Origin of the sequence: Alloyangia mangrovi, assembly GCF_002300555.2 — a bacterium.
GTDB classification, from domain to species: domain Bacteria; phylum Pseudomonadota; class Alphaproteobacteria; order Rhodobacterales; family Rhodobacteraceae; genus Salipiger; species Salipiger mangrovi.
Map to the genome: position 1 here is coordinate 1 of NZ_NTHN02000058.1, position 25,609 is coordinate 25,609.

Genomic DNA, 25,609 nt, shown 5'->3' on the forward strand with positions numbered 1-25,609 from the left:
TGGTCTCGCCAGCCACCCACGAACCCGCGATCAGGTGCTTGCCGTGCGGGGTGAAACTCATGACATGTCCTTTCTGTCAGGGGACCGCTCAGTCCGCCGCGACCGACACGCCGGCCGCGCAAGTCAGCCGTGACTCGTGCGAGGCGGCGCAGTGCCGGGCCTGCCGGGGCCGGTCTTGGCATTATCCTGAGGGGATTTCAGGGGGTTGAAAACTTCTTAGCGCTCGTACCAAATATTTTCTTCACAGGCCAGTATTTTTCATTTAGGAAAAATCTTGCATGAAAAAATAAGTCAGCCGCGATCTGCCGGCGACCTCAACAGCGAGAGATATCCGAATGAAGACCTTCACGCTCACCGCCGCCCTTCTGACCGCGACCACGCTCGCGGGCACCGCCCAGGCCGACAAGCTCGACGACATCATCTCCTCCGGTACGCTGCGCTGCGCCGTGGTGCTCGACTTCCCGCCGATGGGCATGCGCGATGACAGCAACACGCCGATCGGCTTCGACGTCGATTATTGCAACGACCTCGCAGCCGCGCTCGGCGTCGAGGCGGAGATCGTCGAAACCCCCTTCCCCGAGCGCATCCCGGCGCTGATGTCGGGCCGCGTCGATGTGGGCGTCGCCTCGACCTCGGACACGCTCGAGCGCGCCAAGACCGTCGGCTTCAGCGTGCCCTACTTCGCCTTCGAGATGGCGGTGACCTCGAACGACGAGGCCGGCATCACCTCCTTCGAGGACATGAAGGGCCACACCGTCGGCGCCGTCGCCGGCACCTACGAGGCAATCGCGCTGCAGGCGCAGGTCGAAGCCTGGGGCGAGGGCAGCTTCCGCCCCTACCAGACCCAGGCCGACGTCTTCCTGGCGCTCAGCCAGGGCCAGCTCGACGCCACCGTCTCGACCTCGACCGTGGCGCAGGCCAACGTGCAGTCGGGCAACTTCGACGGCATCTCGGTGGTCGGCAAGGCCCCCTTCGACACCGATTACGTCGCCCTCTTCGCCAAGCGCGACGAGTACGGCCTGCTGAACTACCTCAACCTCTTCGTGAACCAGCAGGTGCGCACCGGTCGCTACGCCGAGCTCTATGAGACCTGGGTCGGCGGCGAGCTGCCCGACCTGACCGTGGGCGGCGTCTACCGCTGATCGCTGACCGGACCGACCGGCGGCGCGGACCCTTCCGCGCCGCCTTTCCTTTCGCTCAATCAGGCGCCTAACACACATGTTCGATTACACCTTCCAATGGAAGCAGGCGATGGCCAAGCTTCCGCAGATGCTGGACGGTGCGGTCGTCACGATGGAGGTCGCAGTCCTGTCGATGGTGATCGGCATCCTGCTTGCCGTCGTCCTGACGCTGCTGCGGCTCTCGGGCTCGCGCCCGCTCGCCGCCATCGCCACCACCTGGGTCGAAATCGCGCGCAACACGCCCGCGCTCTTCCAGATCTACATGGCCCATTTCGGCGTGGCGAGCTTCGGCATCCATTTCTCGCCCTTCGTGTCGCTGCTCATCGGCATCACCTTCAACAATGCCGGCTACCTTGCCGAGAACTTCCGCGGCGCGCTGAAGGCGATCCCCGAGACCCAGACCCGCGCCGGCCGCTCGCTGGGCATGTCGCAACTGCAGGCCTTCCGCTACATCATCCTGCCGCAGATGCTGCGCATCGCCTTCCTGCCGATGACCAACCAGATGGTCTGGGCGATCCTGATGACCTCGCTCGGGGTCACCGTGGGGATGAACACCGACCTCTACGGGGTGACGCAGGATCTGAACGCGCTGACCTTCCGCACCTTCGAGCTTTTCGCCATCGCCGCGGTGATCTTCTACGTGATCACCAAGATCATCACCCTCGGCGCCCGGCTGCTCGCTGCCCGCCTGTTCCGCTACTGAGGGAGGAGACCGCATGTTCGACACCGCCCTCACCGCCAACGACCTGATCTTCCTCGCCAAGGGCGCGGGGATGACGATCCTGGTCACGATCATCTCGGTCGCCATCGGCACCGTGCTCGGCATCCTCTTCGGGGTGGTCCGGGTGCAGCTCGGCGCCGCGCTGGCCGCGCCGCTGACCTTCGTGCTCGACATCTTCCGCTCGATCCCGCTGCTGATCCAGCTGGTGCTGGCCAATGCCTTCGCAGGCATGGTTCTGAAGCTGCAGATGTCCGGCCTGACCGTGGCCTGCATGGTGCTCTCGCTCTACACCGCCGCCTATTGCGCCGAGATCGTGCGCGGCGGCATCGACGCGGTGCCCGCCACCACCCGCCGGGCGGCGCGCTCGCTCGGCATGAGTTGGGGCCAGGACATGCGCTACATCGTCATGCCGCTCGCCACCCGCGTCGCCCTGCCGTCGTGGATCGGCCTTGCGCTCGGGGTCATGAAGGACTCGGCGCTGGTCTACGTGGTGCAGGTCACCGAGCTTTTGAAGTCGACGCAGATCCTCATCACCCGCCTGCAGGAGCCGATGTTCCTGCTGCTGCTCTGCGGCGCCTTCTACTTCATCATCAGCCTTCCGCTGGCCCGGTTCGGCGGCTATCTCGAGAAAAGGTGGTCCAATGATTGAGATCCAGAACGTCCGCAAGTCCTTTGGCCAGATGGAGGTTCTCAAGGGCATCGACCTGACCGTCGCCAAGGGCGAGGTGCTGACCGTGATCGGCGGCTCCGGCTCGGGCAAATCGACGCTGCTGACCTGCATCAACGGGCTCGAGCCGATCGACAGCGGCAAGATCCTCGTCGACGGCACCGAGGTGCATGCCAAGTCCACCAACCTCAACAAGCTGCGCCAGAAGATCGGCATCGTGTTCCAGCAGTGGAACGCCTTCCCGCATCTCACCGTGCTCGAGAACGTCACGCTGGCGCCGCGCAAGGTGCTCGGCATGTCCAAGGGCGAGGCCGAGGCGATCGCCGAGAAGCAGCTGCGCCACGTCGGTCTCGGCGACAAGCTGAAGACCTTTCCGACGCGGCTCTCGGGCGGCCAGCAACAGCGCATGGCGATTGCCCGCGCGCTCGCAATGTCGCCCGACTACATGCTCTTCGACGAGGTCACCTCGGCGCTCGACCCGCAGCTGGTGGGCGAGGTGCTGGAGACGCTGAAGATGCTGGCCGAAGAGGGCATGACGATGATCTGCGTCACCCACGAGATGGCCTTTGCCCGGGACGTGTCGAACCGGGTGGCCTATTTCCACAAGGGCGTGATGGCCGAGATCGGTGCCCCCGATCAGATCTTCGGCGCGCCGCAGGAAGAGGTCACGCGGCAGTTCCTCGCCAGCGTGCGCTGAGACATCCGGGGACCGGCGCGACTGGTCCCCACTTTCCGGGCCACGGCCCGCCTGACATGAAATAGGCGCGGGATCAGTCCCGCGCCTTTCGTCTTTCCGGCGTTTAGTGATCAGCCCTCGAGCGCGGCCAGCCCCTCGGCCTCGAACCTGTCGAGCTGCGCCATCTCGGCTGCGGTCAGCACGATGCCCTCGGACAGCGCCTTCGATCGCGCGCTGAAGCGGCGCTCCGACGGCAGGCGCGCGCCCTGCCCGCTGATCGCGGTCAGCAGCTTCTCGCCCTCGGCGATGGGATCGCGGCCCGAACGCTTGGCAAAGGTCTGCGGATCAAGCGCCAGCACAAGCGCGCCGTGGCGCGGCAGCAGCCCACCGCCGCCCATGAAATCGAGCGCTTCCTTGCTCATGAACTCGCCCAGCATCGCCCCGGCCAGCAGCTCGACCATGGTCGAGATCGCCGAGCCCTTGTGCGCGCCGAAGGTCAGCATCGCACCGTCCAGCGCCGCGTCGGGGTCGGTCGTCGGGTTGCCGTCCTTGTCGACGGCCCAGCCCTCGGGAATCGGCGTGCCGGCGCGGCGGTGCAGCTCGATCTCGCCGCGCGCGGCGACGCTGGTGGCGAAGTCGAAGACATAGGGATGCGGTCCCGGACGCGGCCAGCCGAAGGCGATGGGGTTGGTGCCGAGCAGCGGCTCCTTGCCGCCCGCCGGGGCCACGAAGGAATAGCTCGGGCACATCGAAAGCGAGGCAAGCCCCGCCTCGGCCAGCGCCTCGACATCATGCCAGAGCGCCGAGAAATGCAGGCAGTCGCGGATCACCAGCGCCGCCAGCCCGGTCTCGCGCGCCCGCGCGACGAGCGTGTCCTTGGCGGCGTAGAAGGCCGGGTTGGAAAACCCGCCGCCGGCGTCCACTTCGATAACCGCCTTGCCGCTGTCATGCACCTGCGGCACCGCATCGGGCGAGACCTTGCCGGCCGCCAGAACGCGCAGGCAGCCCTCGATCCGGTAGATGCCGTGGGATTTGCAGTGGTCGCGCTCGCCGGCCACGATCACATGGGCCACGGCATGGGCATTGTCGCGGCTCAGCCCGCTCTTTTCAAAGATCGCCTGGACTCGGGTCATCAGCCCGTCGACGGAAATGATCTGCTGCTCGGCCATTGTCTGGCGCTCTCCTTCAGGGGGTTCAGGCGGACAGGCGCCCCGGCCAGGGCCGGGTCACTTGTCCACGTCGATATAGGTACAGGCCCAGAAGACCTTGGTTTCGGTGTCGTCCACGGCGCGCAGGCCGTGCTTGATGGTGCTGTCGAAATAGGCGCAGTCGCCCGGCTCGAGGATCACCGTCTCGTAGTGTTCGACGGTCAGCTCGACCCGGCCCGAGAGCACGTAGAGCGTTTCCTCGCCATCGTGCGATTCCAGCTCCTCGCGCTTCAGCGGCGGGCGCTGCTCGACCTTGGTGACCAGCGGGATGATCTTCTTCTCGGCGAGCGCGTTGCACAGCACCTCGTATTCGAAGTTCTTCGAGCGGACCTTGCGGCCCTGCCCGGCGCGGGTGACCGTGAGCCGGGTGGTCTGATGCGCGTCATGGTCGGCAGAGAACAGCCGCTCCATGCCGATGTCATAGGCGCGGGCGATGCGGACGAGGTTCTCGTAGCTCGGCGAGACCCGGCCGTTCTCGATCTTGTGGATCGTCGAGAGCGCCAGCCCGGTGCGTTGCGCCGCCACCTCCAGCGTGAAGCCGCAGGCCTGCCGCACGGATTTCATGCGGGTGCCGAGCTCGCTTCGCAGCTGCTGGCGCTCCGCTTCCCAGTCTTCCCCGATAAGGGGATCGCCGCCTTTTTCCGTATCGGTCATAATTTTTCTTTTCTTACCATGTGTGATCGTTTATGCAAATATTTGCGTCGAGCGCAACAGTAGCAATCTGGAGCGGCGAAAAGGAACGGTTTTGTGCCACTTTTGCCAAGCTTTCCGGTGCCGCAGCCAGAAATCCGACCACCAGAAGGGAGCCGACATGCCGAAATCGATCTTGGCCGCGACTGTGCAGGGGCCGATCCTTCTGTGTGACGAGGGGCTCAGCGTCTGGGGCGGGGTCGATCCTGCCACCGGGCGGATCATCGACGCGCTGCACCCGCAGCACGGGCAGAGCCTTGCCGGCCATGTGGTGATGATGCCCACGAGCCGCGGCTCCTGCACCGGCAGCGGCGTGCTGCTGGGCCTCGCCTTCGCCGGGGCGGCCCCCAAGGCGCTGGTCTTCCGCGAGGGCGAAGACATCCTCACCCTCGGCGCGCTAGTCGCCGCGCGGCTCTTCGGCCACGAGATCGCCGTGCTGCGCCTTTCGGCTTCGGAATACGATGCGCTGGCGCGCGAGACCGCCGCCGAGATCACCCCGAGTCGCCTGCGCGCCGGGGCGCTCGACTGGAAGCTCTCGCCCGAATCCAGCGCAGTGGAGCTGACCGCGCAGGACCGCGCCTTCCTCGACGGTGCGCATGGCGAGGCGGCGCAGCTGGCGATGGAGATCATCACCACCATGGCCGCGGCGCAGGGGGCGACCGAGCTGGTCGATGTCAGCCGGGTCCATATCGACGGCTGCATCTACGCCAGCCCCGCCTTCCTGACCTTCGCACGCGCCATGGCCGACAAGGGCGGCCGGGTGCGCGTGCCGACGACGATGAACGCCATCTCGGTGGATCACGCAAACTGGCGCGCGCAAGGCGTGTCCGAGGACTTCGGCCTGCCCGCCAGCCAGCTCGCCGACGCCTATGTCGAGATGGGCGCCCGCCCCAGCTTCACCTGCGCGCCCTACCTGCTCGACGACCGCCCCACCGAGGGCGAGGACATCGCCTGGGCCGAGAGCAACGCGGTGATCTACGCCAACAGCGTGCTTGGCGCGCGCACCGTGAAGCACGCCGACTTCATGGATCTCTGCATCGCGCTCACCGGTCGCGCCGCCCGCGCCGGGGTCTACCTGCCGCAGAACCGCGCGCCGCGCCGGATCCTCGACGTGACCCTGCCAGAGGGTGCCGACGATGCCTTCTGGCCCATGCTCGGCTGGCTGGTGGGACAGGCCGCACCCGACCGCATCCCGCTGATCCGCGGGCTGGAAGACAGCGCACCCTCCGAGGACGACCTCAAGGCGCTCTGCGCCGCCTATGGCACCACCTCCGCCTCGCCCATGCTGCATATCGCCGGGATCACGCCCGAGGCGGAGCTCGCCCCCACGCCCGACGCCGACCGCGCCGCCATCACGCCCGCCGACTTCGCGCACCTCTGGCAGGAGTTCAACAAGGGTGCGGGCAAGGTCGATCTCGTTGCCTTCGGCAGTCCGCATTTTTCCGAAGGCGAATGCGCCGCGCTCGCCGACCTCATGGACGGCCGGCAGGTGCACCCCGAGGTGGCGGCGATCGTCACCCTCGGCCGCGCCACGCTGGCCGCCATCACCGCGAGCGGCGTGAAAGCGCGGCTCGAGGCGGCGGGGCTCAAGCTGGTGCCCGATCTCTGCTGGTGCTCGATCTCCGAGCCGGTCTTCCCGCCCTCAGCCAGGGTCCTGATGACCAACTCCGGGAAATATGCCCATTATGCCCCGGGGCTGAGCAACCGCGAGGTGCGCTTCGGCGCGCTCGCGCTCTGCGCCGAAACCGCCTGCACCGGGCTGGCCCCCGAACTTCCGCCGCGCTGGATCCTAGCCGACGCGGCCACTCCCGCCCCCTCGCGCCGCGCGTGACCCCTGCGCCGGCAAGCCTTTCCACCCTCTCCTACCCTACGGACATCCCCATGAACAAAGACGTCTTCTTCGGCACCATCCCCGCGCTGCTCACCCCCTGCACCCCCGACCGCCAGCCCGACTTCGACGCGCTGGTGAAGAAGGGCAAGGAGATGATCGCGGCGGGCATGTCGGCGGTGGTCTACTGCGGCTCCTGCGGCGACTGGCCCCTGCTTACCGACGAGCAGCGCATGGAAGGCGTCGCGCGGTTGACCGAGGCGGGTGTGCCCGTCATCGTCGGCACCGGTGCGATCAACACCAAGTCCGCCGTTGCCCATGCCGCCCACGCCCAGAAGATCGGCGCCGCGGGGCTCATGGTGATCCCGCGCGTGCTGTCGCGCGGCCTCTCGGTCGCCGCGCAGCGCAACCACTTCAAGGCGATCCTCGACGCCGCGCCGGACGTGCCCGCGATCATCTACAACAGCCCCTACTACGGCTATGCCACCAAGGCGGACCTGTTCTTTGCCCTGCGTGCCGAGCACCCCAACCTGATCGGCTTCAAGGAGTTCGGCGGCAAGGCCGATCTGAGCTATGCGGCCGAGCACATCACCTCGCAGGATGACGACGTGATCCTGATGGTCGGCGTCGACACCGAGGTCTACCACGGCTTCGTCAAATGCGGCGCGGTCGGCGCGATCACCGGCATCGGCACGATCTTCCCGACAGAGGCGCTGCTGCAGGTCGAGCTGTCGCGCCGCGCCGCGGCCGGCTGCCCCGAGGCCGACCTGCGCGCCCGCGAACTGGCCGAGGCCTTCTCGGTGCTGGCGAAATTCGACGAGGGCGTCGATCTGGTGCTCTATTTCAAGCACCTGATGGTGCTGAAGGGCGAAGAGGAATACCGTCTCAACATCTACGAGACCGACGCGCTGTCGCCGTCGCAGGCGAAGTTCTGCGAAGCGCAGTTCCACCAGTTCAACCGCTGGTTCGCCAATTGGTCCAAACAGGGTGGAGTGATTGCCGAATGCATGTGATCGACAGCCACACCGGGGGCGAGCCCACGCGGGTGATCCTTGACGGGGGTCCGGACCTCGGGTCCGGGCCGCTGGCCGAGCGCGCCGCCAAGCTGGCGACCGAGCACCGCGACTTCTACCGCTCGGTCAGCCTCGAGCCGCGCGGGCAGGTTGCCATGGTCTGCGCGCTGCTGGTGGAGCCTGTGGATCCCGAGTGTGTCACCGGCGTCATCTACTTCGACGCCGAGGCGGTGCTGGGCATGTGCGGCCACGGCACCATCGGGCTTGCGGTCACGCTGGCGCACATGGGCAAGATCGGCCCGGGCAAGCACAAGATCGAGACCCCGGTGGGTGTCGTGACCGTCGAGGTCCTCGACGCCAACACCGTCACCGTCACCAACGTCGAGAGCCGCCGCACGCAGGCGGGTGTCTCGGTAGAGGTCGAGGGGCTCGGCACGGTGACCGGCGACGTCGCCTATGGCGGCAACTGGTTCTTCCTCGTCGACCCGAGCCCCATCCCGGTCGTCTCGTCGAACATCCGCCAGCTCACCGACATGACCGTCGCCACCCGTGCCGCGCTGAAGGCGCAGGGCATTGCCGGCGAGAACGGCGGCGAGATCGACCACGTGATCTTCTACGGGCCATCGGACAAGGAGGGCGTGCACAGCCGCAACTTCGTGCTCTGCCCCGACGATGCCTATGACCGCTCGCCCTGCGGCACCGGCAGCTCGGCCCGGCTCTCGTGCCTTGCCGCCTCGGGCCGTCTCGGCGCGGGCGAGGAGATCGTGCAGGAAAGCGTCATCGGCAGCTCCTACCGGCTCTCATACGCCGAAGGCCGAGCGGGCGGGGTGATCCCCTCGATCACCGGCCGGGCCTACGTGATGGCCGAAAGCAAGCTGCTCTTCGATCCGGCGGATCCGTTCAAGAACGGCATCACGCTCTGATCGTTCCCCGCCGCGCGCGCCTTGCTCCCTGCGCGCGGCGGCTTTTCCCATTCTTCGCGCAGATCGAGGTCCGCCATGGCTGAGGCCGAGCACAGTGAAATTCTCGTCATCGGGGCGGGCATCATCGGGGTCACCGCCGCGCTGGCGCTGCAGTCCGAGGGGCACAAGGTCCGCCTGCTCGACCGTGCCGGTGTCGCCGCCGGCACCTCGGTGGGCAACGCCGGGGCCTTCGCCTATGCCGACGTCGAGCCTCTGGCGACCCCGGGGATCATGCGCAAGGCGCCGAAATGGCTGCTCGACCCGCTGGGGCCGCTGTCGCTGCGCCCCGGCTACGCGCTGCAGCTCACGCCATGGCTGCTGAAGTTCTGGCGCGCCAGCCGCAAGGATCGCTATGCCGCCGCCGTCAAGGCGCAGTCCGAGCTGATGCACCTCGCGCAGGAAGCGCAGGAGCGGCTGATCACCGCCGTCTCGGGCGAGCCGCTGATGCGCCGCGAGGGGCAGATGCAGCTCTACGAGGGCGCGGCCTCCTATAAGGCCAGCCTGACGTCCTGGGAGCTGCGCCGCCGCCATGGTGTCAAGTTCGAGCTGCTGGAAAGCCCCGAGGCCATCGCGGAGATCCAGCCCGGCGTCGCACGGCGCTTTACCCATGCGGGCTACACGCCCGAATGGATGAACACCGTCGATCCGGCGCTCTGGACGCGCCATGTCGCCGACGCATTCGTCGCACGCGGCGGCAGTATCGAGATCACCGAGATCCGCGCTCTGCGCCCGCTCGAGCAGGGCGTCGAGGTCGAAACCGCCAGCAGCACCCTGCGCGCCGCCAAGGTGGTGCTCGCCGCCGGAGCCTGGTCCCGCAGCCTTGCCCGCTCGCTCGGCGACCGGATCCCGCTCGACACCGAGCGCGGCTACAACACCACCTTCTCCACCGCCAGCTTCGATCTGCGCACCCATCTCACCTTCAGCGACCACGGCTTCGTCGTGACCCGCATAGGCGAGGGCCTTCGGGTTGGCGGCGCGGTGGAGTTGGGCGGGCTCGACCTGCCGCCGAATTTCAAGCGCGCCGAGATCCTCGTGCAGAAAACCGCGAAGTTCCTCTCGGGATTTGAGCCCACGGGCGGCAAGCAGTGGATGGGCTTCCGCCCCTCGATGCCGGACAGCCTGCCGGTGATCTCGGCCTCGCCGAAGTCACGCGACGTGATCTACGCCTTCGGGCATGGCCACCTCGGGCTGACCCAATCAGCGGGCACCGCGCAGCTTGTCGCCGCGCTCTGCGCGGGGCGGGCGCCGGGGATCGATCTTGCGCCCTTCCGCGCCGACCGCTTCTGATCTCGGGGCCGCCCCGTTTGACCGGGCGGCTGACCGACGCTAAGCGTCGGGTGGGGAACGACCGGGAACTTCGCCAGTGCAACGAACGGGTGGGCGCATGCGCAAGGAAGAGGTGAGCCTGCGATCCCGGCCGGAGTTTCACGGCATCGAGACCCTGTCCGCGCGCTACCTGACCCAGACCTTCAAGCCGCATGCCCACGAGGAATACCTCTTCGGCGTGATCGACGGCGGCGTGCATGCCGTCTGGTGCCGGGGCGAGATGAACCTTGTGCCGGTCGGCTCCGTGGTCACCATGCGCCCGGGCGACATCCATCACGGCGGGGCGGGTGGCGAGGCCGGCTGGCGCCAGCGGATGCTCTACATTCCCGAGGCCGGGATGCGCGCACTCCTCGCGGAGCGCACCGGGCGCGCCCCGACGGGAACGCTCGACTTCGGCGCCGCCTTTCACGCGCGGCCCGATCTCGCGGGCAGGTTTGCCGCGCTGCACGAGGCCCTGCACACCGCCGAGACACGGCTCTCGCTCGACGTCGCGCTCGACACGCTGCTCGGGGCGCTGCTGGCGCGAACTGGCGCCGCAGCTCGCCGTGCCGGAGCGGCAGGACGCCGGGCGGATCGCCGAGGCGATCGACTTCCTCGGCAGCCAGGTCGAAGAGGATGTCTCGCTGGACGCGCTCTGCCAAATCACCGGCCTGCGTCGGCGGCAGACGATCGAGGCCTTCCGCCGCGCCACCGGCCTGCCGCCCCATGCCTGGCACCTGCAACAGAAAGTGCTGCTGGTGAAACGGCTGCTGCGCGCGGGCCTGTCTCCGGCAGAGGCGGCGGCGCAGGTGGGATTCGCGGACCAGAGCCACATGGGCCGCCACTTCCGCGCCATCGTCGGCATCACCCCCGCCGCCTTCGCCAGGGGCTGACACCGCGTTTTCGTTCTATATCGCGTGGCGCCGTATGGCCTAACCCGCCGGGATCAGGACACGGAACGCGGGGGCCAGGATGGCGGCGACAGACACATTCATGACACGGCGGACGACGCTCTGGGCAGAGCTGGCGGTGCTCGGCGTGGCGCTGGTCTGGGGGGCGAGCTACCCCGTCGCCAAGGGCGCTTTGGCGCATATGCCTGTGCTCGTGCTGATCTTCTACCGCTTCGCGCTGACCGCGCTGGTGATGGGCGCCGTGGCCTTCCGCGATCTGCGCGCGGCGCAGCGGGGCGAGCTGCTGTCAGGCGCACTGCTCGGAGGCATCCTCTGCGCGATCTTCCTTGCCGAGACCTGGGGCGTGTCGCTGACCACCGCGACCAATACCGCGCTCATCATCTCGCTCTGCACCATCTTCACGCCGTTTCTCGAGTTCGGGTTGCAGCGCAGGCTGCCGCCCGCCCCTGTGCTGGTCGGTGCGGGCGTCGCGGTGACCGGCGTCGCGGTGCTGTCGGGCGGCATGGGCGCACTCGGCGCCGGAGACCTGCTCGTGCTCAGCGCTGCGGGCCTGCGCGCGGTGATGGTGGTCTGCACCAAGCGCCTGATGACGGGCAGCCGGCTCTCCTCGGCGGCGCTGACCGCAGTGCAGGCCGCAACCGTCGCGGGTCTGACACTGGCGCTGATCCTGGGCGGGTCCGGACCATCGGGGCTTCTGGTCCGGGCGGATGCCGGGGGCTGGGCGGCGGTGGCCTTCTTGTCGCTTTTCTGCACGATCGGGGCCTTCCATGTGCAGAACGCGGCGGTCCGGCGGAGCAGCCCGACGCGGGTCGGCTTCCTGATGGGTACCGAGCCGCTCTTTGGCTTCGCGCTGGCCTGGGCGCTGCTGTCCGAGCCCGCCACCCCGGCGGCGCTGGCCGGGGCGGCACTGATCGTGGCGGGCACCTTCCTCGGCCTGCGCAACGGAACGCGAGGCTAATCCCCTCGCCCGCGGACCGCTCCGATCAGGCGGTCCGGCCGATCCCCATCGGCCAGGTGTCCGAGATCCGATAACCGCCCGGCCAGGGATCGCTCGGGTCGAGCATGTGCTGATGGGTGCCGGTGATCCAGGCACGCCCGCTGATCTCGGGGCGGATCGCATCGAGCCCGCCGACCTTCGTGTGACCGAGGATCCGCCCGGTGAACTCCGAACCGATGATCGACTGGCCGGTGAGCCGGTCGCCCATCCTCATCTCGCCGCGCGCCTGCAGCAGCGCCATGCGCGCCGAGACCGCGGTGCCGGTGGGCGAGCGGTCGAGCTTTCCAGGCTGGATCGCCACCACCGACTGCGCCCGCAGCTCGGCGCCGTCGCGCCGGACCTTCCCGGCGAAGAGGCAGAAGGAGTGATGCGTCCAGTCGGGCTTTTCCGGGTGCTCGAAACGGTATTGCGCGTTGGCGGCATTGGTGATGCGGATCCCCAGCTCGGCGATCTCTCTCGCACGCCCGGCCACCAGTTCGATCCCCAGCGCCTCTGGATCGACCACCACGAAGCTGTCGCCGCCAAAGGCGGTGTCGATGCGGATCTCGCCCAGCCCCGGCACCTCGAGCGGCACGTCGAGTCGGCTGGCGAAGGAGGGCAGGTTCTCGACATGGATGCGCTCGGCCTTGCCATGCGCGCAATCGGCGCGGACCCGCACCAGCCCGCCGGGGGCCTCGAGCACCATCTCGGTCAGCGGCTCCTGCATCGGGATCAGACCGCTGTCGAGCAGCACCGTGGCGACGCAGATCGAGTTAGACCCCGACATCGGCGGCGTGTCCTCGGGCTCCATGATGATCCAGGCGGCCTGCGCCTCGGGGTGCTTGGGCGGCACCAGCAGGTTCACGTGGCGAAAGACCCCGCCGCGCGGCTCGTTGAGCACGAAGTTGCGCAGGGTCTGATCCTCGGCGATCCAGCGGCGCTGCTCCCAGAGCGTCTCGCCCGGCGGCGGCGCAACGCCGCCGACGATGACGTCGCCGACCTCGCCCTCGGCATGGCAAGAGACGACGTGAATGACCTTGTTGCTGCGCATCTTTCCCTCCGCTGCATCGAACCGGACCGCACGCCTCTCGGCGACTCGTGACATCCGGCCTTTTATTTTGGATATTGGATCCAATATGAGGGGAAAAGACCCTTTCGGCAGGAAAGCCCCCTTTCCCCCACCGGTTGCCGGGGCGCGCGAGCCATGGCACGTCACAGCAAAGGAGCCGCGATGCAGTTCGAGAGCACAGATATTTCCATGACCCGCTCGGCCTCGGACATCGTCTTCGAGGCCCTCCGCCGTGCCATCGTGCTCGGCGAGATGGCTCATGGCACGCCGCTTCGGCAGGAGGAGATCGCCCGCGCCTTCAACGTCAGCCGGGTGCCCGTGCGCGAGGCGATCGCGCGGCTCGAGCATCTCGGCCTCGTCGAGACCCGGCGCTATCGCGGCGCGGTCGTCGCCCCGCTGCGGGCCGAGGACATCGAAGAGATCTTCGATCTGCGCGCACTGGTCGAAAGCGATGCGATCCGCCGCGCCCTGCCCGGGCTGACCGGTGCCGAACTGGCCGAGGCGGAGGCCGCGCATGACGCCTTTGCCGCCAGCGGCGACCCCGCCCGATGGATCGAACAGAACCGGCGCTTTCATCGTGCCCTCTACGGGATCGCGCGGCAGAGACACTACATGGGCGTGATCGACACCATGCTCAACCTCAGCGACCGCTACCTGCGCACCCAGCTGCTGCTTTCGGGCGGGCACCGGATCGCGGTCGACGAGCACCGCCGCATTCTCGAGGCCTGCCGGGCCGGGGATGCCAATGCGGCGGCGGCGCTGGTCCGCGCGCATGTTCTGGATGCGAAGGCGTCGCTGCTCGAGCGGCTCGGCGACCCTTTGGCGAACGACCGGGGAACCGAGCTTCCGCGGCCACGCGAGAGTGGCCGCGGGTGACAGGCTTGAAAACTCAGGCCTCGTCGTAGAGCTGGACGATCGCCTCGACTTCCACCGAGATGCCGCCGGGCAGCGCCGCGGCGCCGATCGAGGTGCGCGCGTGCACGCCGTCGTCGCCGAAGGCCTCGATGAACACGTCCGAGCAACCGTCGATCACCTGCGGGATCTGCGCGAAGCCCGGCGCGGCCAGCACGTAGCCGTTGAGCTTGACCACATGCGAGACACGGTTCAGATCGCCGATCTCGGCCTGCAGGTTGGACAGCAGCGCCAGCCCGATGCGGCGGGCGCGGGCGCGGGCCTCGGGCAGGTCGATATCGCTGCCGACCTGCCCGGTCATCGGGACCCCCGCATCGTCGAGCGGCGCGAGCCCCGACAGGTAGACCGCGCTCCCCATGCGACGGGCGCCGCGGAACAGCCCCACCGGGGCGGGCGCCACCGGCAGCGCGGCAAGAAGCTCGGCGGGAACCGGTGCGCGGCGCGTCGTGACCCCGGCGCTCATTGCAGGTCCGACACGGCAGTGGCGACAGCGAGCTCGGACTGCAGCGATGTGAGCTGCGCGGATCCGCCGGGCGGCGGCCAGATGCCTTCGCTGCTCGCCTGCTTGCGCGCCTTCACCCGGTCCTCGAGGCTGCGGTAGGGCCAGATGTGAATCATCTTGGTCGGCGCGCCCTCGATGCTGCCCATGATCGTCAGCAGCGGCGACATTTCCTCTCGACGCGGAATCACCTTGGCCCAGGCTTCCTCGGTCTCGGGCAGGCCGCCGGGCGCGACGGTGTAGGTGCGGAACTCGTAGAACGGGCCGTAGCTGCCGGGCACGATCGGCCGTGCGAAGGACAGCGGCTTGCAGGCCACGCGCGAGACACCGCCGAGGTGCTCACCGATGCCATAGGGGTCGGCGGCTTCCATCACCCGGGCGCGCTCGGCCTGCAGCGCCTCGAGCGACTCGTAGGCGGCGAGGAAATGGAAGCGGTTGAGCTGGCCGAACTCGATGGAGAAGCAGCCGAGCATCGTGCCGGTCTTGCTGAAATTCCCGTAGACATCGCCAAGCGCGGGCATCACCGCGCCCAGCCGGTTCGGCAGCAGGGCCAGCGTCGTGAGGTCGTAGATCATGGGCATTCTTTCTGGCGTCATTATTGTGTGCAGTTGGTATGCCATTTGAAGACCACTCGAACGCCAGTGATGCAAGCCCCAGCGCGAGGAATGCGGCCCCTACGGCATACGGGCACGAAAAATGCCCGGTGAATCAGCACCGGGCATTTGCGCAGGATGGGGTCGGGGCCTGTTCCGGCCCACGCGGAGTGATCAGCGCGTGACGCCGGTCAGCCGGTTGACGATGGCAATCTTCACCGTGGCAATGTGATCGGCCATGGCCTTCTGAGCGGCCTCGGGCGGGCCGTCGACCACGGCATCGAGCAGCAGGCTGTTCTCCTTGTGGTCGTAGCGGGAATCATGCGGGCTGCGATAGGCGTTGAGAACGTGGGTGCGGCGGCGCAGGTCGCGGATCATCCCCGCCAGAAGCTCGTTGCCGGCGGCGTCCGCGATACTTCCGTGCAGCATGTCGTCGACCCGCCAGATCTCGGCGAGCGTGGGGGTCGGCTGCTCCGCCAGCGCGGCCATTTCGCTGCGGATCTCGGCCACCCGCTCGGGCGCGAGACGGCCCGCGGCAAGACGCGCGGCCTCGGCCTCGAGCACCTGTCGAACGTTGAGGATTTCCATCAGGGCCTCGGTCGAGAAGGGGCTGACGGTGACCCCGCGGTTGGCCTGCTTGTAGACCAGCCGTTCCGCCTCGAGACGGCCGAGCGCCTCGCGGATCGGGGTGCGCGAGGCATTGAGCCGCTCCGCCAGGCGCCGCTCGACGATGATGTCGCCGGGACGCAGCTCGCCGCTGATCAGGATCTGGATGAGCTGCTCGTAGATCTGCTCCGTGAGATTCGGCTTGCCGTCCGCCGATACCGGATCCGGGCGCTGTGTCGTGGCAATCGTCATGCGGGTCTCCTTGGCCTGCCCCCTTTTACCGGCTGTTCCGCAGACGCGAAAGAGCGTCGTGCACGCATTGTAGACCAGCTGTGTTCCCGTTGCCGACAATTCTGCCGCTTTTCCACGCGCACTTCCCGCGCAGGCACAAAAAAAATGTGCTCCGTCGAAAGTCAAAGGTTGAAACGGGAAGGGTTTGCGGGAAACTAATGGTATACCACTGGCGTACAACAACGCCACCAGATGCAAGACCGGAAAGGACCATCATGACCCGCTGGAGAGCGACCTGCATCCAGATGCCAAGCGAAAGGGCCTGCGAAGCGCCCGACCTCGCTTCGGCCCGCGCGGTGATCGCGCGGAACCGCGACCGGCTCGTGCGGCTGATCGAGGAGGCCTGCGCCTCTGAGCAGAAACCCGACCTCGTGGTCTCGCCCGAGTTCGCGATGATGGGCCCGCCGCTCGGCATGCCGGTGCGCGACTGGATCGCCCGCGGCTGCATCACCCTGCCCGGTGCCGAGACCGCGCCGCTGCAGGCACTGGCCAAGCGCGAGGGCATCTACATCTGCGGCAATGCCTTCGAGGCGCCGCCCGAGTTCCCGGGCCGCTACTTCAACACCTCCTACATCATCGGCCCCGACGGCGCGTTCATCCTGCGCTACCGCCGGGTGAACACCGCGGCCTTCCCCTCGGTGCACGACTTCCGCAGCGACTACCTGAAGGTCACGCCCGAGGATCAGGTCTTCCCGGTGGTCGACACGCCGCTCGGCCGCCTCTGCGTCATCGCCTGCGGCGAGATCAACGTGCCCGAGGTCGCCCGGGTGATGATGATGCAGGGCGCCGAGATCCTCCTGCATCCGACCAATTCCCGCGCCTCGGCCGCACAGGAGGCCGCCAAGCTCTGCCGCGTGTCCGAGAACATGGTGGCGCTGGTCTCGGCCAATGTCGCGGGGCCCATCGGCTTCTCGCCGGACGGCACCTTCACCGGCGGGCGCTCGCATATCCTCGATCACCTCGGCAACACGCTGGCCTGGCGCGAAAGCGACGACGAGAGCACCGCGGTCAGCGCCGTGATCGACCTCGAAAAGCTGCGCAGTGACCGCCGCGCCGACACCGGCCTCGCGAACCCGCACCTGCGCGCCCGCTACGAGATGTACGTGCCCTACTACCAGAAGGCGCGCTTCTACCCCGCCGATTTCTTCCTCGATGCGCCGATGGCCGAGGTCTCCGAGACCGCCGCCGCCATCGCCCTCGCGCGCCGGAACCTCGAGCGCGCGGACGTGCTCACCCCTCTTGCCGCCGGTGCCCAGGAACCGGCCTCAACCGTCGAACACTAGGAGACGACCATGATTACCGCCGAAGAGAACATCGACCTGTGCGCCGTCGGACGGGGAACCCTGATGGGGGAATTTTTCCGCCAGTTCTGGATCCCGGTCTGCCTCTCATCTGAACTCGTCGCCGATGGCGACCCCGTCCGCCTGATGATCCTCGGCGAGAAGCTGATCGGCTTCCGTGACACCGAGGGCCGGGTCGGCGTCATGGACCACCGCTGCCCGCACCGCTGCGCCTCGCTGTTCTTCGGGCGCAACGAGCACGGCGGCATCCGCTGCGCCTACCATGGCTGGAAGTTCGACGTGAACGGCAAGTGCCTGGACCAGCCCAACCTCGAGGACAAGTCGAAGTACCCCGCCGGCACCCCGGCCTATGCCTACAAGACCCATGAAAGCGGCGGCCTCGTCTTCGCCTACTTCGGCGAGCGCCAGGAGAACCCCCCGCCCCTGCCCGAGATCGAGGCGATCATGGGCGAAGGCGACGACCGCAACATCGCGCTCACCCACCGCGACTGCAACTACATGCAGGCGCTCGAGGGCGACATCGACACCTCGCACCTGGGCTTCCTGCACATGGGCGGCATCGACGGCGACAACCTCGACATGTCCGACCCCGAGACCTACACGGTCACCGAGAAGGCGCCGAAGATCAACGTCTCGGTCATGCCCTTCGGCACCATGTACTCGGCGCAGCGCGACGCGATGGACGGCCACGAGCACCAGCGCTACGCCTCCTACCTCTTCCCGTTCTGGGTGACCTACCCGGGCGGCGGCGAGCTCGGCAACGCCAAGACCGCGAACGCCTGGGTGCCGATCGACGACGACAGCTGCATGATCTTCAACATCGACCTCTCCCGCGCGTCGGGCGGCGGGCACAAGAAGCTGAAGTACAAGGACGGCACCCCGGTCGTCGGCCTCGCGCGCCCGCTCGAGTACCTGCCCACCACCACCGATTGGAAGGGCCGCTGGCGCCCCGTGAAGGATGCCAGCAACGACTACGGCATCGATCGCGAATGGCAGCGCTCGGGTGACAGCTACACCGGCATCGTCGGCGTGCCGCTGCAGGACCAGGCGATCCAGGAGAGCATGGGCCACGTGGTCGACCGCACCATGGAGCACCTCGCCGCCTCGGACCGCATGGTGATCCTCACCCGCCGGGTGATGCTCGACGCCGCGCTTGCCTGGCGCGACAGCAAGGAGCTTCCGGACTTCGTCGATCACCCCGAGTATGCCCGCCAGGCGCATGGCGGCGACATCGTGGTGCCCAAGGGCACCGACTGGCTCGAAGGCTACGAGGAGCACATGGCCAAGATGAAAGGCTACGTCCCGCCCAAGGACGCGGCGGAATGACGGCGCATTTCAGCGCCAAGGACGAGGCCGCGCCGCAAGGCGTGGCCTCCACCACCCCGCTCTCGCTGCGGGTCGAGGCGATGCGGTTCGAGGCCAGCAGCATCCGCTCGATCGAGCTCTGCGATCCCTCGGGCCGACCCTTGCCGCCGGTCGAGCCGGGCATGCACCTTGACCTCGCGCTGCCCGGGGATCTCCTGCGCAGCTACTCACTGACCAACGGCCCCGGGATGACCGACGCCTGGGTGATCGGCGTCAACCGCGACCCGAACAGCACCGGCGGCTCGGCCTATCTCTGCGAGGAGCTGAGGGTCGGCGACCTGCTCGAGGTCACCCTGCCCCGCAATACCTTTCCGCTCACCCCGGCCCCGGCGATCTTCTTCGCGGGTGGGATCGGCGTCACCCCGATCCTCTCGATGATCCGCCATCTCGCGGCAGAGGGCATCGACTGGCAGATCGTCTATGCCGCGCGCAGCCGCACCGAAGCCGCCTTTCTGCCGGCGCTCGCCGCGCTCGATCCCGAGGGCACGCGCACCCACCTGCATTTCGACGATGCCGAGGGAGCCGTGCTCGACCTCGCCGCCCGCGTCGCCGAAGCACCCGAAGATGCGCATCTCTACTGCTGCGGCCCTGCCCCCATGCTCGACGCTTTCGAGGCCGCCACCGCCGGGCGCCCGCCCGCGCAGGTCCACCTCGAGCGCTTCCACGGCGGCGAGGTGACCGGGGCCGAGACCGGCTTCACCGTCGTCCTGAAACGCTCCGGCCGTGAGCTCACCGTGGCTCCGGGCTCGACGATCATCGACACGCTGCAGGAGGCTGGCGTCCGGGTCTCCTATTCCTGCCGCTCGGGCGTCTGCGGCACCTGCGAGACGCGGGTTATCGAGGGCACGCCGGACCACCGCGACAACTTGCTGTCCGAGCGCGAGCGCGAGAGCGGCAAGGTGATGATGATCTGCTGTTCACTGGCCAAAAGCGATCGCCTCGTGCTCGATCTCTGAGCGTGCGATCCGCGAGCGAACCATGTCCCTTCCCCGACTGGCGCAAGCCCCCCCGCGGAGCAATCCGCGGGTTTTTCCCGCCGCCAGGTTAGTAGACATCCATCGACGCTGGACCTTCGCTCGCATCGCTGAGCGGCAGCAAGTCGATCTCTTTCTCTATGCGGCGCCGCAATTTCCGCGCTTCGCGCCAGGTATGGAGCATTTCCTGACTCGCCTCCCTGCCATGGGCATGATCCGCGCTCATCACCAGGGCCGACCAGTGTGTCTCGTAGAGCCTGAGCGCGTGCAGAAGGCTTGTGAGCTCCTGCCGTTCGAACTTGGCTTCCAGTATCTCAACTCGTGGCATCTGAACCCCCTTCTTGCCCCTGTTCCCTGCAAGCGAGCAAAAAAGCTCGCAAAGACAATGGAGCAAGACGCTGAACAGTCTAGCTATGAGAAACCATAGGTCTGACGCGCCGCAACTGCGCCATCGCCGCGAACCCAAGAGGCGTTCGCCCGACCGTTCGCCCGACAAAGGCGCGTGGCGCGCCCACAATAGAATTGACGAAAATGGTTGTGTCCTAGGGGGACAATGACTCAGTATTCCCTAATAAATATCTAAGCGGTCTATGGTTTTAACTATGAATGACTTTCTTTCTCATCACGATATCTACGAGGCGGCGCTTGACGATTCCCTATTTCAAGCGCTTCCCGAAAGAATGGCGAGGGAAATGGATGTTCCCTCAGCGATATTCTTCTGGCTTCACCCCGGCGATATGCAGGAAATAACCGCGGGCACGCAACCAGAGGCGCACGCGGAATACGACGAGTTCCTGATGAATGACCCGTGGATGGCGCAGGTCACCGCGGACAAGGTCGGCATCGGCGCCTTTCGCCTGACGAATTACGTGAGCGCCGATGAATTCGGAAAATCCGAGATGTACAACGATTACGTCCTGAAAAACCGGCTGGACCGTTTCTGGTGCCTCGGGATGCTTCAGACCACCCGCGACGGGCTGGTCGCCACCGCCTTTCACAAGGGGCGGCGCGGCGGGGACTTCAGCGACGACGAACAGAAATACGTCAATCGCCACGCCTCCGATCTCGGACGGCTTCACACGATCCGGCGGGAATTGCTGCGAAATGGCATCCGCGACGCCTTGGCCGCGGATCGCAGCTTGCGCGACGAGGTGCCGCTCTACGAGCTGGACCACGAGGGCAGGCTGCTGCGGATGAACGGATTGGCGGAGCGCCTCTTGTCGTTGCACCCGCGTCTGATCGTGAAATACGACAAGACGCTCGCCCTGGTCGGTCCGGGAGGGCGCGATTTTCAGGGCAAGATCGCCGGTGCCACCGGACGGGACGCGAGCAAGGCCGCCGCGGTCGAGCTTCCCAGCATGCGCGCGGTGGACGGACGCCTGCTGCCGGCGGTGAAGCTGCACCTGCTTCCGCGCCACGAGGGAGGCCGGCGGGTTCTGATCATTGCCACCACCGACGACCCCGCGGGGCTGCGCGACAGCTTTGCCACTCCAGAGGAGAGCATCCTGTTGACGCCGCGCGAGCGCGAGCTGCTGGAGGGGCTGGCTCACGGCTACCGGCGCGACCAACTCGCGCACAGTCTGGGCGTCACGCTGCCGACCATCGACTTCCACGGCGCCGCCCTGCGCCGCAAGCTCGGTGCCCGGACCCTGCCCGAGGCCATCGCGACCGCCTTCCGGCTGGGGTTGCTCTGAGTTCCACGCTTTTTTCCGCAGGGTCGGACGCATATCGCCCCCGCCGGCGAGGCGAGAGCGATATCGGGTCTTCTGCAGGGCCGCGGACGGCCCGCCGCGGGTCAGCCCTTGCCGGAAAGCTCCACGCTCTCGCGCCAGGGGATCGCCACCCGCTCGAGCCAGGTCAGCAGCCCGAAGAAACTCATGCCCATGAGCGAGATCAGGATGATCGAGGCGAACTGCCGGGCGATGTCGAAATTGGCCCCGGCGATGAGGATCAGATAGCCCAGACCCTTGTCGGCCCCGATGAACTCGGCGACGATCGCGCCGATCACCGAGAGCGCCGTGGCCAGCTTGAGCCCGCCGAAGACGAAGGGCAGCGCCTTCGGCAGACGGAACTTCCAGAAGATCTGCCAGCCGTTGGCCCCCATCGAGCGCGCGAGATGCAGCATTTCGGGGGTGGTGGCGCGCAGCCCCATGACCGTGTTGATCACGATTGGGAAGAAGCTGAGCATGATGACGATGACGATCTTGGGCGTGATGCCGTAGCCGAACCAGCTCAGCAGCAGCGGCGCGATGGCAACCTTGGGGATGGTCTGGCTCATCACGATGATCGGGAAGACCGCCCGCGCCATGAACTGCGAGTAGACCACCGAGACCGCCAGCGGAACGGCGATGCAGACCGCGCAGGCAAAGCCGAAGAGGATCTCGCCCATGGTCACCAGCGCGTTCGGCCAGAGCCGGTGCCAGTAGCTGATGATCTCGGCAAGGATCACCGAGGGCGCGGGCAGGATGTACTGCGGGATCTCGCGCCAGCGCACCATCAGCTCCCAGAAGAGCAGCAGCGCGATCAGCGTCCAGACCGCCGGCGGAATGCGCTCGGCGAGCTGTTTCAGCGAGGGGCGGCGGGCGATGTAGGTCGTGTCGGGAACCGAGGCCATGGGATCATTCCTCCTTGAAGACGCCGAGGGATTTGAAGATCTCGGTCAGCTCGCGGACGTAGCCGATGAACTTGGGGTCCTCACGCAGGGCGAGGCGGCGGGGGCGCGGCAAGTCGATGTCCATGACCCGCTCGATGCGCCCGGGGCGCGGGGTCATCACCACCACCCGGTCCGACAGGAAGATCGCTTCCGAGATCGAGTGGGTGATGAAGAAGACGGTCATGTCGCGCGCGGCGCAAAGCTTCAGCAGGTCGATCTGCAACTGGTCGCGGGTCATTGCGTCAAGCGCGCCGAAGGGCTCGTCCATCAGCAGCAGCGGCGGCTGGTGCAGCAGCGAGCGGCAGATCGATACCCGCTGGCGCATGCCGCCCGAGAGCTCGCGCGGATAGGCATCCTCGAAGTCCTGCAGCGAAACCATGCGCAGCAGCTCGCGGGCGCGGGTGCGCGCCTCGCCCATGTCACTCTTGCGGATCTCGGCCTGCAGCAGCACGTTGTCGAGCGCCGAGCGCCACTCCAGCAGCACGTCCTGCTGGAAGACGATCCCGAGGTCCGAGTTCGGCCCGGTGATGCTGGTGCCGTCGATGGTGATCTCGCCGGCGCTGCGACCCAGAAGCCCCGAGAGCAGCATCAGCAGCGTCGACTTCCCGCAGCCCGAGGGGCCGACGACCGAGACGAATTCACCACGGCGGATGTCGAGATCCACTGTGCGCAGCGCCTCGACCTCGCCCTTGCGGCCCGAGAAGACCTTGGTCACTCCCGCGATCCTGACGTGAGGGGCGGCGAGGCCCCCGTTGCTTGGCATGACGTTCATTCTGTGCGGCCGGCGGACCGGCCCCCCTGTTGCTGGCTTGGAACGCGGCCCCGCGCGGGGGCCGGCGTGATCTCTGCGGCGGATCGCGGGTGGCGATCCGGGGGCACGGCTTACTGCGTCAGCACCGGCAGGTAGGCATCCGAGTAGATGTCATCCGGGGTGAGACCCGGCTTCATGCCCGAATACTTCTCGAGCAACGAGATGGTCAGCTCGACGTCCGATGGCGCGACCCAGCCATAGGGTTTGCCCTCGGAGGCGGCGGTGTGCTCGTATTTCTGCATCACCTTGATCTCCTGCAGGATGCCCTCGGGATCGGCGTCAGGGCGGTGCTCCATGAAGATGTCCCGGGCGGCCTCGGGGTCGGCGGCGACATCGGCCTTGGCCTTCTGCAGCGCGACGAGGAAGCCCTTCACCGCGTCACCGTTCTCGGCCAGCCAGTCCTTCTTCACGATCACCGACGAGCCGATCAGGTTGACGCCGTAGTCGGCAAACAGCATCGGCTCCTCGATCGGGCGCTGCGCGGCGACCTTGTCGCCGTCGGGGTTGGCCCAGCCGTTGATGAAATCCACATCGCCCTTGAGCAGCGCCACGCGGTCGGCACCGCCGTTGATGATGATCACCTCGATCTTGTCGAAATCGACGCCATTGGCCTCGGCGAAGGCGCGGATCATGCCGTCCTCGAGGTTGCCCGCGTCGGTGCCGAGGCGCTTGCCCTCGAGGTCCTTGGGCTCGGCGATGCCCGAGCCCTCGAGCGAGATAATCGAGGTCGGGTCTTTCTGCAGGAGCCCCGCGACCGAGATGATGTCGCTTGCTCCGGCCGCCTGCTGCGCCTGTGCCAGCGCGCCCATGCCGGCGATGCCGATGTCGAAGTCGCCGCTGCCGATCGCCTGGATCGTGCCGGTGGAGCCATTGCCGTCGACGATCTCGACGTCGAGCCCGGCGTCGGCGAAATAGCCCTTCTCGGCGGCCATGAAGACCGGCGCGTCCACGCCGCCGGCGATCCAGGCAAGGCGCAGGCGAACGTCCTGCAGGTCCTCGGCCACGGCAAGGCCGGGCAGCGCGAGGCTGGCAAAGGCACCGAAAGCGAGCGCCCTGAAGTCTATGCGAAGTTGCTTTGTCATAGGGGGGTCCCTGCTGTTTTGCGTGCCGATTTCTTCTGGCACATTCATGGTATACCAACGGAATTCCGAAAAATGATTCAGATCCAGAGTTTTTGCATCCGCAGCAGGAAATTCCGGGATTTCGCGGGCAGGCTGCCTGAAAAGATGGCGCTTGCCGCGGTGGGCGCCAAAAAAACAAAAACCGCCCCGAAGGGCGGTTTGCCTCACTTGGCTGGTTCGGAGCGCGTCTCGCGCCGCTTATTCGCTGCGCAAAACGCCCGAGCGCGCGAGCTGGGCGATGGCCTTTTCCTGGACCGGCGCGAAATCCTCGTTCTGCACCACCGGCGTCTGTGCCAGCGCGTTGGCCGGGTAGAAATCGGCGGTGGAGTAATAGCTGCGGTACATGTCGAAGCGGCTCCGCAGCAGGCTGTTGCCCATGCCCCGGTCGTGCCGCGCCGCCTGCAGAGCCTCGATGTCGATCATCGCCGAGCAGTCGATGCTTTCCTCGGCGCTGTCCTCATAGGCGATGCGGTCGCCGCGGAAGTCGACGATCATCGAATGCCCGCCGGTCGCCGTGTCCGAGAAGCCCGCCACCCCTGCGATATTGCTCGAGATGAGATAGGTCATGTTCTCGAAGGCGCGGCATTGCTTGGCCATGTCGGCGATCGGGGTCAGCGGCTCGTTGTTCGGGTGCAGGATCACCTCGGCGCCGCGCAGCATGAAGACGCGGGTGATCTCGGGCACGTTCACCTCGCCGCAGGGGTAGATCGCAAGACGCCCGAGCTCGGTGTCGGCCACCGGGAAGATGCCCTCCTCGCCATAGGCCGCGCGGTACTCGTCGAGGATGTCATGCGGCGAGGTCCAGCTTCCGGTATTGATGCGGCGGTAGCGCAGGATCACCTCGCCCTTCGGATCGAGCAGGAATGAGGAGTTGAAGTAGCGGTCGGGCCATTTCGGATCGACTTCGAAATGGTTGCCCGCGATGTAGATGCCGAACTCGCGGCAGAGGTCCGCCAGCGTCTCGGTGATCGCCCCGGGGATGGTGGTGCAGGCGCGTTCGATCCAGTCCGCCACGGCGGTGGCACGCTGCGGCCCGGTGAAGACGAACTCGGGCAGCACCACCAGCTTCGGCGGCGTCGGCCCCTCGCAGGCGGCGCGGATCTTGCTCAGCGCGTTGGCGATATTGCCGTTGATGATCTCCCATGCCGCCTCTTTCGAAGGTGCATTGCTGGCGATGCGGCTCTCCATCTGGATGCAGGTCGCGCGCCAAGGTGCGATGGCCATATGGGGTCTCCCTTTCAGGTCTGGCGTGACTGGTACGCACTTGGCATACCAA

26 protein-coding genes and 1 pseudogene are annotated in these 25,609 nt (G+C 67.2%); 16 read left to right on the forward strand and 11 right to left on the reverse strand.

The window, feature by feature from the left end:
- Positions 1-335 precede the first annotated feature (335 nt).
- From CLG85_RS22480 to CLG85_RS22495, 4 genes are all read left to right on the forward strand, one after another.
- A complete protein-coding gene (locus CLG85_RS22480; protein WP_095883781.1) occupies positions 336-1,142 on the forward strand; it encodes an ABC transporter substrate-binding protein in 807 nt (268 codons plus the stop codon).
- 76 nt (positions 1,143-1,218) lie between these two features.
- Positions 1,219-1,884 (forward strand): amino acid ABC transporter permease, encoded by a 666-nt coding sequence (locus CLG85_RS22485; RefSeq protein ID WP_095883782.1) that lies wholly within the window; start codon positions 1,219-1,221, stop codon positions 1,882-1,884.
- A gap of 13 nt (positions 1,885-1,897) precedes the next feature.
- A complete protein-coding gene (locus CLG85_RS22490) occupies positions 1,898-2,551 on the forward strand; it encodes an amino acid ABC transporter permease (protein WP_095883783.1) in 654 nt (217 codons plus the stop codon).
- Entirely contained in the window at positions 2,544-3,266 is a 723-nt protein-coding gene (locus tag CLG85_RS22495; RefSeq protein WP_095883784.1) for an amino acid ABC transporter ATP-binding protein, read from the forward strand. The genes CLG85_RS22490 and CLG85_RS22495 overlap by 8 nt, the downstream gene beginning before the upstream one ends.
- 110 nt (positions 3,267-3,376) lie before the next feature.
- On the opposite strand, the gene CLG85_RS22500 is transcribed toward CLG85_RS22495, so the two are convergent.
- Positions 3,377-4,414, reverse strand: coding sequence for an Ldh family oxidoreductase (locus tag CLG85_RS22500; RefSeq protein WP_095883785.1), 1,038 nt, complete (start codon positions 4,412-4,414; stop codon positions 3,377-3,379).
- A gap of 57 nt (positions 4,415-4,471) precedes the next feature.
- Entirely contained in the window at positions 4,472-5,107 is a 636-nt protein-coding gene (locus CLG85_RS22505) for a helix-turn-helix domain-containing protein (protein ID WP_095883786.1), read from the reverse strand.
- A gap of 157 nt (positions 5,108-5,264) precedes the next feature.
- Between CLG85_RS22505 and lhpI the strand changes: the two genes are divergently transcribed.
- The 7 genes and pseudogenes from lhpI to CLG85_RS22535 all read left to right on the forward strand — a co-directional run bounded on the left by lhpI (position 5,265) and on the right by CLG85_RS22535 (position 12,120).
- A complete protein-coding gene (gene lhpI / locus CLG85_RS22510) occupies positions 5,265-6,974 on the forward strand; it encodes a cis-3-hydroxy-L-proline dehydratase (protein ID WP_260350070.1) in 1,710 nt (569 codons plus the stop codon).
- A 50-nt stretch (positions 6,975-7,024) separates the two neighbouring features.
- Entirely contained in the window at positions 7,025-7,984 is a 960-nt protein-coding gene (locus CLG85_RS22515; protein WP_095883787.1) for a dihydrodipicolinate synthase family protein, read from the forward strand.
- Complete coding sequence (locus CLG85_RS22520) at positions 7,975-8,907, forward strand: 4-hydroxyproline epimerase (protein ID WP_095883788.1); 933 nt, start codon at positions 7,975-7,977, stop codon at positions 8,905-8,907. The genes CLG85_RS22515 and CLG85_RS22520 overlap by 10 nt, the downstream gene beginning before the upstream one ends.
- Positions 8,908-8,982: 75 nt before the next feature.
- Complete coding sequence (locus tag CLG85_RS22525; RefSeq protein WP_095883789.1) at positions 8,983-10,233, forward strand: NAD(P)/FAD-dependent oxidoreductase; 1,251 nt, start codon at positions 8,983-8,985, stop codon at positions 10,231-10,233.
- 97 nt (positions 10,234-10,330) lie between these two features.
- Positions 10,331-10,777, forward strand: a pseudogene (locus CLG85_RS27890) (AraC family ligand binding domain-containing protein); the annotation flags it as partial.
- 40 nt (positions 10,778-10,817) lie between these two features.
- Complete coding sequence (locus CLG85_RS22530) at positions 10,818-11,144, forward strand: helix-turn-helix domain-containing protein (RefSeq protein ID WP_260350071.1); 327 nt, start codon at positions 10,818-10,820, stop codon at positions 11,142-11,144.
- Between the two features lie 100 nt (positions 11,145-11,244).
- Positions 11,245-12,120: a DMT family transporter gene (locus CLG85_RS22535; RefSeq protein ID WP_260350072.1), complete on the forward strand. Its 876-nt coding sequence runs from the start codon at positions 11,245-11,247 to the stop codon at positions 12,118-12,120.
- Positions 12,121-12,145: 25 nt separating this feature from the next.
- On the opposite strand, the gene CLG85_RS22540 is transcribed toward CLG85_RS22535, so the two are convergent.
- Positions 12,146-13,189: a trans-3-hydroxy-L-proline dehydratase gene (locus tag CLG85_RS22540; RefSeq protein WP_260350073.1), complete on the reverse strand. Its 1,044-nt coding sequence runs from the start codon at positions 13,187-13,189 to the stop codon at positions 12,146-12,148.
- A gap of 180 nt (positions 13,190-13,369) precedes the next feature.
- On the opposite strand from CLG85_RS22540, the gene CLG85_RS22545 reads away from it, so the two are divergent.
- The gene (locus CLG85_RS22545) at positions 13,370-14,083 is read left to right on the forward strand and encodes a GntR family transcriptional regulator (RefSeq protein WP_095884474.1); all 714 of its coding nucleotides are present in this window, start codon (positions 13,370-13,372) and stop codon (positions 14,081-14,083) included.
- Positions 14,084-14,096: 13 nt separating this feature from the next.
- Here CLG85_RS22545 and CLG85_RS22550 read toward each other — a convergent pair whose 3' ends face one another.
- The 3 genes from CLG85_RS22550 to CLG85_RS22560 form a co-directional block, all read right to left on the reverse strand.
- Positions 14,097-14,582 carry a RidA family protein gene (locus tag CLG85_RS22550; protein ID WP_260350074.1) on the reverse strand — a complete coding sequence of 162 codons (486 nt, stop codon included), beginning with the start codon at positions 14,580-14,582 and terminating at the stop codon, positions 14,097-14,099.
- Positions 14,579-15,193, reverse strand: coding sequence for an NIPSNAP family protein (locus CLG85_RS22555; RefSeq protein WP_176476588.1), 615 nt, complete (start codon positions 15,191-15,193; stop codon positions 14,579-14,581). Before CLG85_RS22555 ends, CLG85_RS22550 begins: the two co-directional genes overlap by 4 nt.
- Before the next feature lie 192 nt (positions 15,194-15,385).
- Complete coding sequence (locus tag CLG85_RS22560; RefSeq protein WP_095882262.1) at positions 15,386-16,069, reverse strand: GntR family transcriptional regulator; 684 nt, start codon at positions 16,067-16,069, stop codon at positions 15,386-15,388.
- Positions 16,070-16,323: 254 nt separating this feature from the next.
- Between CLG85_RS22560 and CLG85_RS22565 the strand changes: the two genes are divergently transcribed.
- The 3 genes from CLG85_RS22565 to CLG85_RS22575 are packed head-to-tail and all read left to right on the forward strand — an operon-like array spanning position 16,324 to position 19,730.
- Positions 16,324-17,391, forward strand: coding sequence for a nitrilase-related carbon-nitrogen hydrolase (locus CLG85_RS22565; protein WP_095882261.1), 1,068 nt, complete (start codon positions 16,324-16,326; stop codon positions 17,389-17,391).
- Between the two features lie 9 nt (positions 17,392-17,400).
- Entirely contained in the window at positions 17,401-18,735 is a 1,335-nt protein-coding gene (locus CLG85_RS22570; RefSeq protein WP_095882260.1) for a Rieske 2Fe-2S domain-containing protein, read from the forward strand.
- On the forward strand, positions 18,732-19,730 hold the full coding sequence (locus CLG85_RS22575; RefSeq protein WP_095882259.1) for a PDR/VanB family oxidoreductase: 999 nt from the start codon (positions 18,732-18,734) through the stop codon (positions 19,728-19,730). Before CLG85_RS22570 ends, CLG85_RS22575 begins: the two co-directional genes overlap by 4 nt.
- 88 nt (positions 19,731-19,818) lie before the next feature.
- Here CLG85_RS22575 and CLG85_RS22580 read toward each other — a convergent pair whose 3' ends face one another.
- Positions 19,819-20,076 (reverse strand): hypothetical protein, encoded by a 258-nt coding sequence (locus tag CLG85_RS22580; protein WP_095882258.1) that lies wholly within the window; start codon positions 20,074-20,076, stop codon positions 19,819-19,821.
- Between the two features lie 469 nt (positions 20,077-20,545).
- Here CLG85_RS22580 and CLG85_RS22585 point away from each other — a divergent pair, with 469 nt between their 5' ends.
- Entirely contained in the window at positions 20,546-21,442 is an 897-nt protein-coding gene (locus CLG85_RS22585; protein WP_176476587.1) for a LuxR C-terminal-related transcriptional regulator, read from the forward strand.
- Between the two features lie 101 nt (positions 21,443-21,543).
- On the opposite strand, the gene CLG85_RS22590 is transcribed toward CLG85_RS22585, so the two are convergent.
- From CLG85_RS22590 to CLG85_RS22605, 4 genes are all read right to left on the reverse strand, one after another.
- The gene (locus tag CLG85_RS22590) at positions 21,544-22,362 is read right to left on the reverse strand and encodes an ABC transporter permease (protein WP_095882256.1); all 819 of its coding nucleotides are present in this window, start codon (positions 22,360-22,362) and stop codon (positions 21,544-21,546) included.
- A gap of 4 nt (positions 22,363-22,366) precedes the next feature.
- Entirely contained in the window at positions 22,367-23,116 is a 750-nt protein-coding gene (locus CLG85_RS22595; protein WP_217989749.1) for an ABC transporter ATP-binding protein, read from the reverse strand.
- A gap of 167 nt (positions 23,117-23,283) precedes the next feature.
- Complete coding sequence (locus CLG85_RS22600) at positions 23,284-24,294, reverse strand: ABC transporter substrate-binding protein (protein WP_176476586.1); 1,011 nt, start codon at positions 24,292-24,294, stop codon at positions 23,284-23,286.
- Between the two features lie 237 nt (positions 24,295-24,531).
- The gene (locus tag CLG85_RS22605) at positions 24,532-25,557 is read right to left on the reverse strand and encodes a nitrilase-related carbon-nitrogen hydrolase (RefSeq protein WP_095882253.1); all 1,026 of its coding nucleotides are present in this window, start codon (positions 25,555-25,557) and stop codon (positions 24,532-24,534) included.
- Positions 25,558-25,609: the final 52 nt, after the last annotated feature.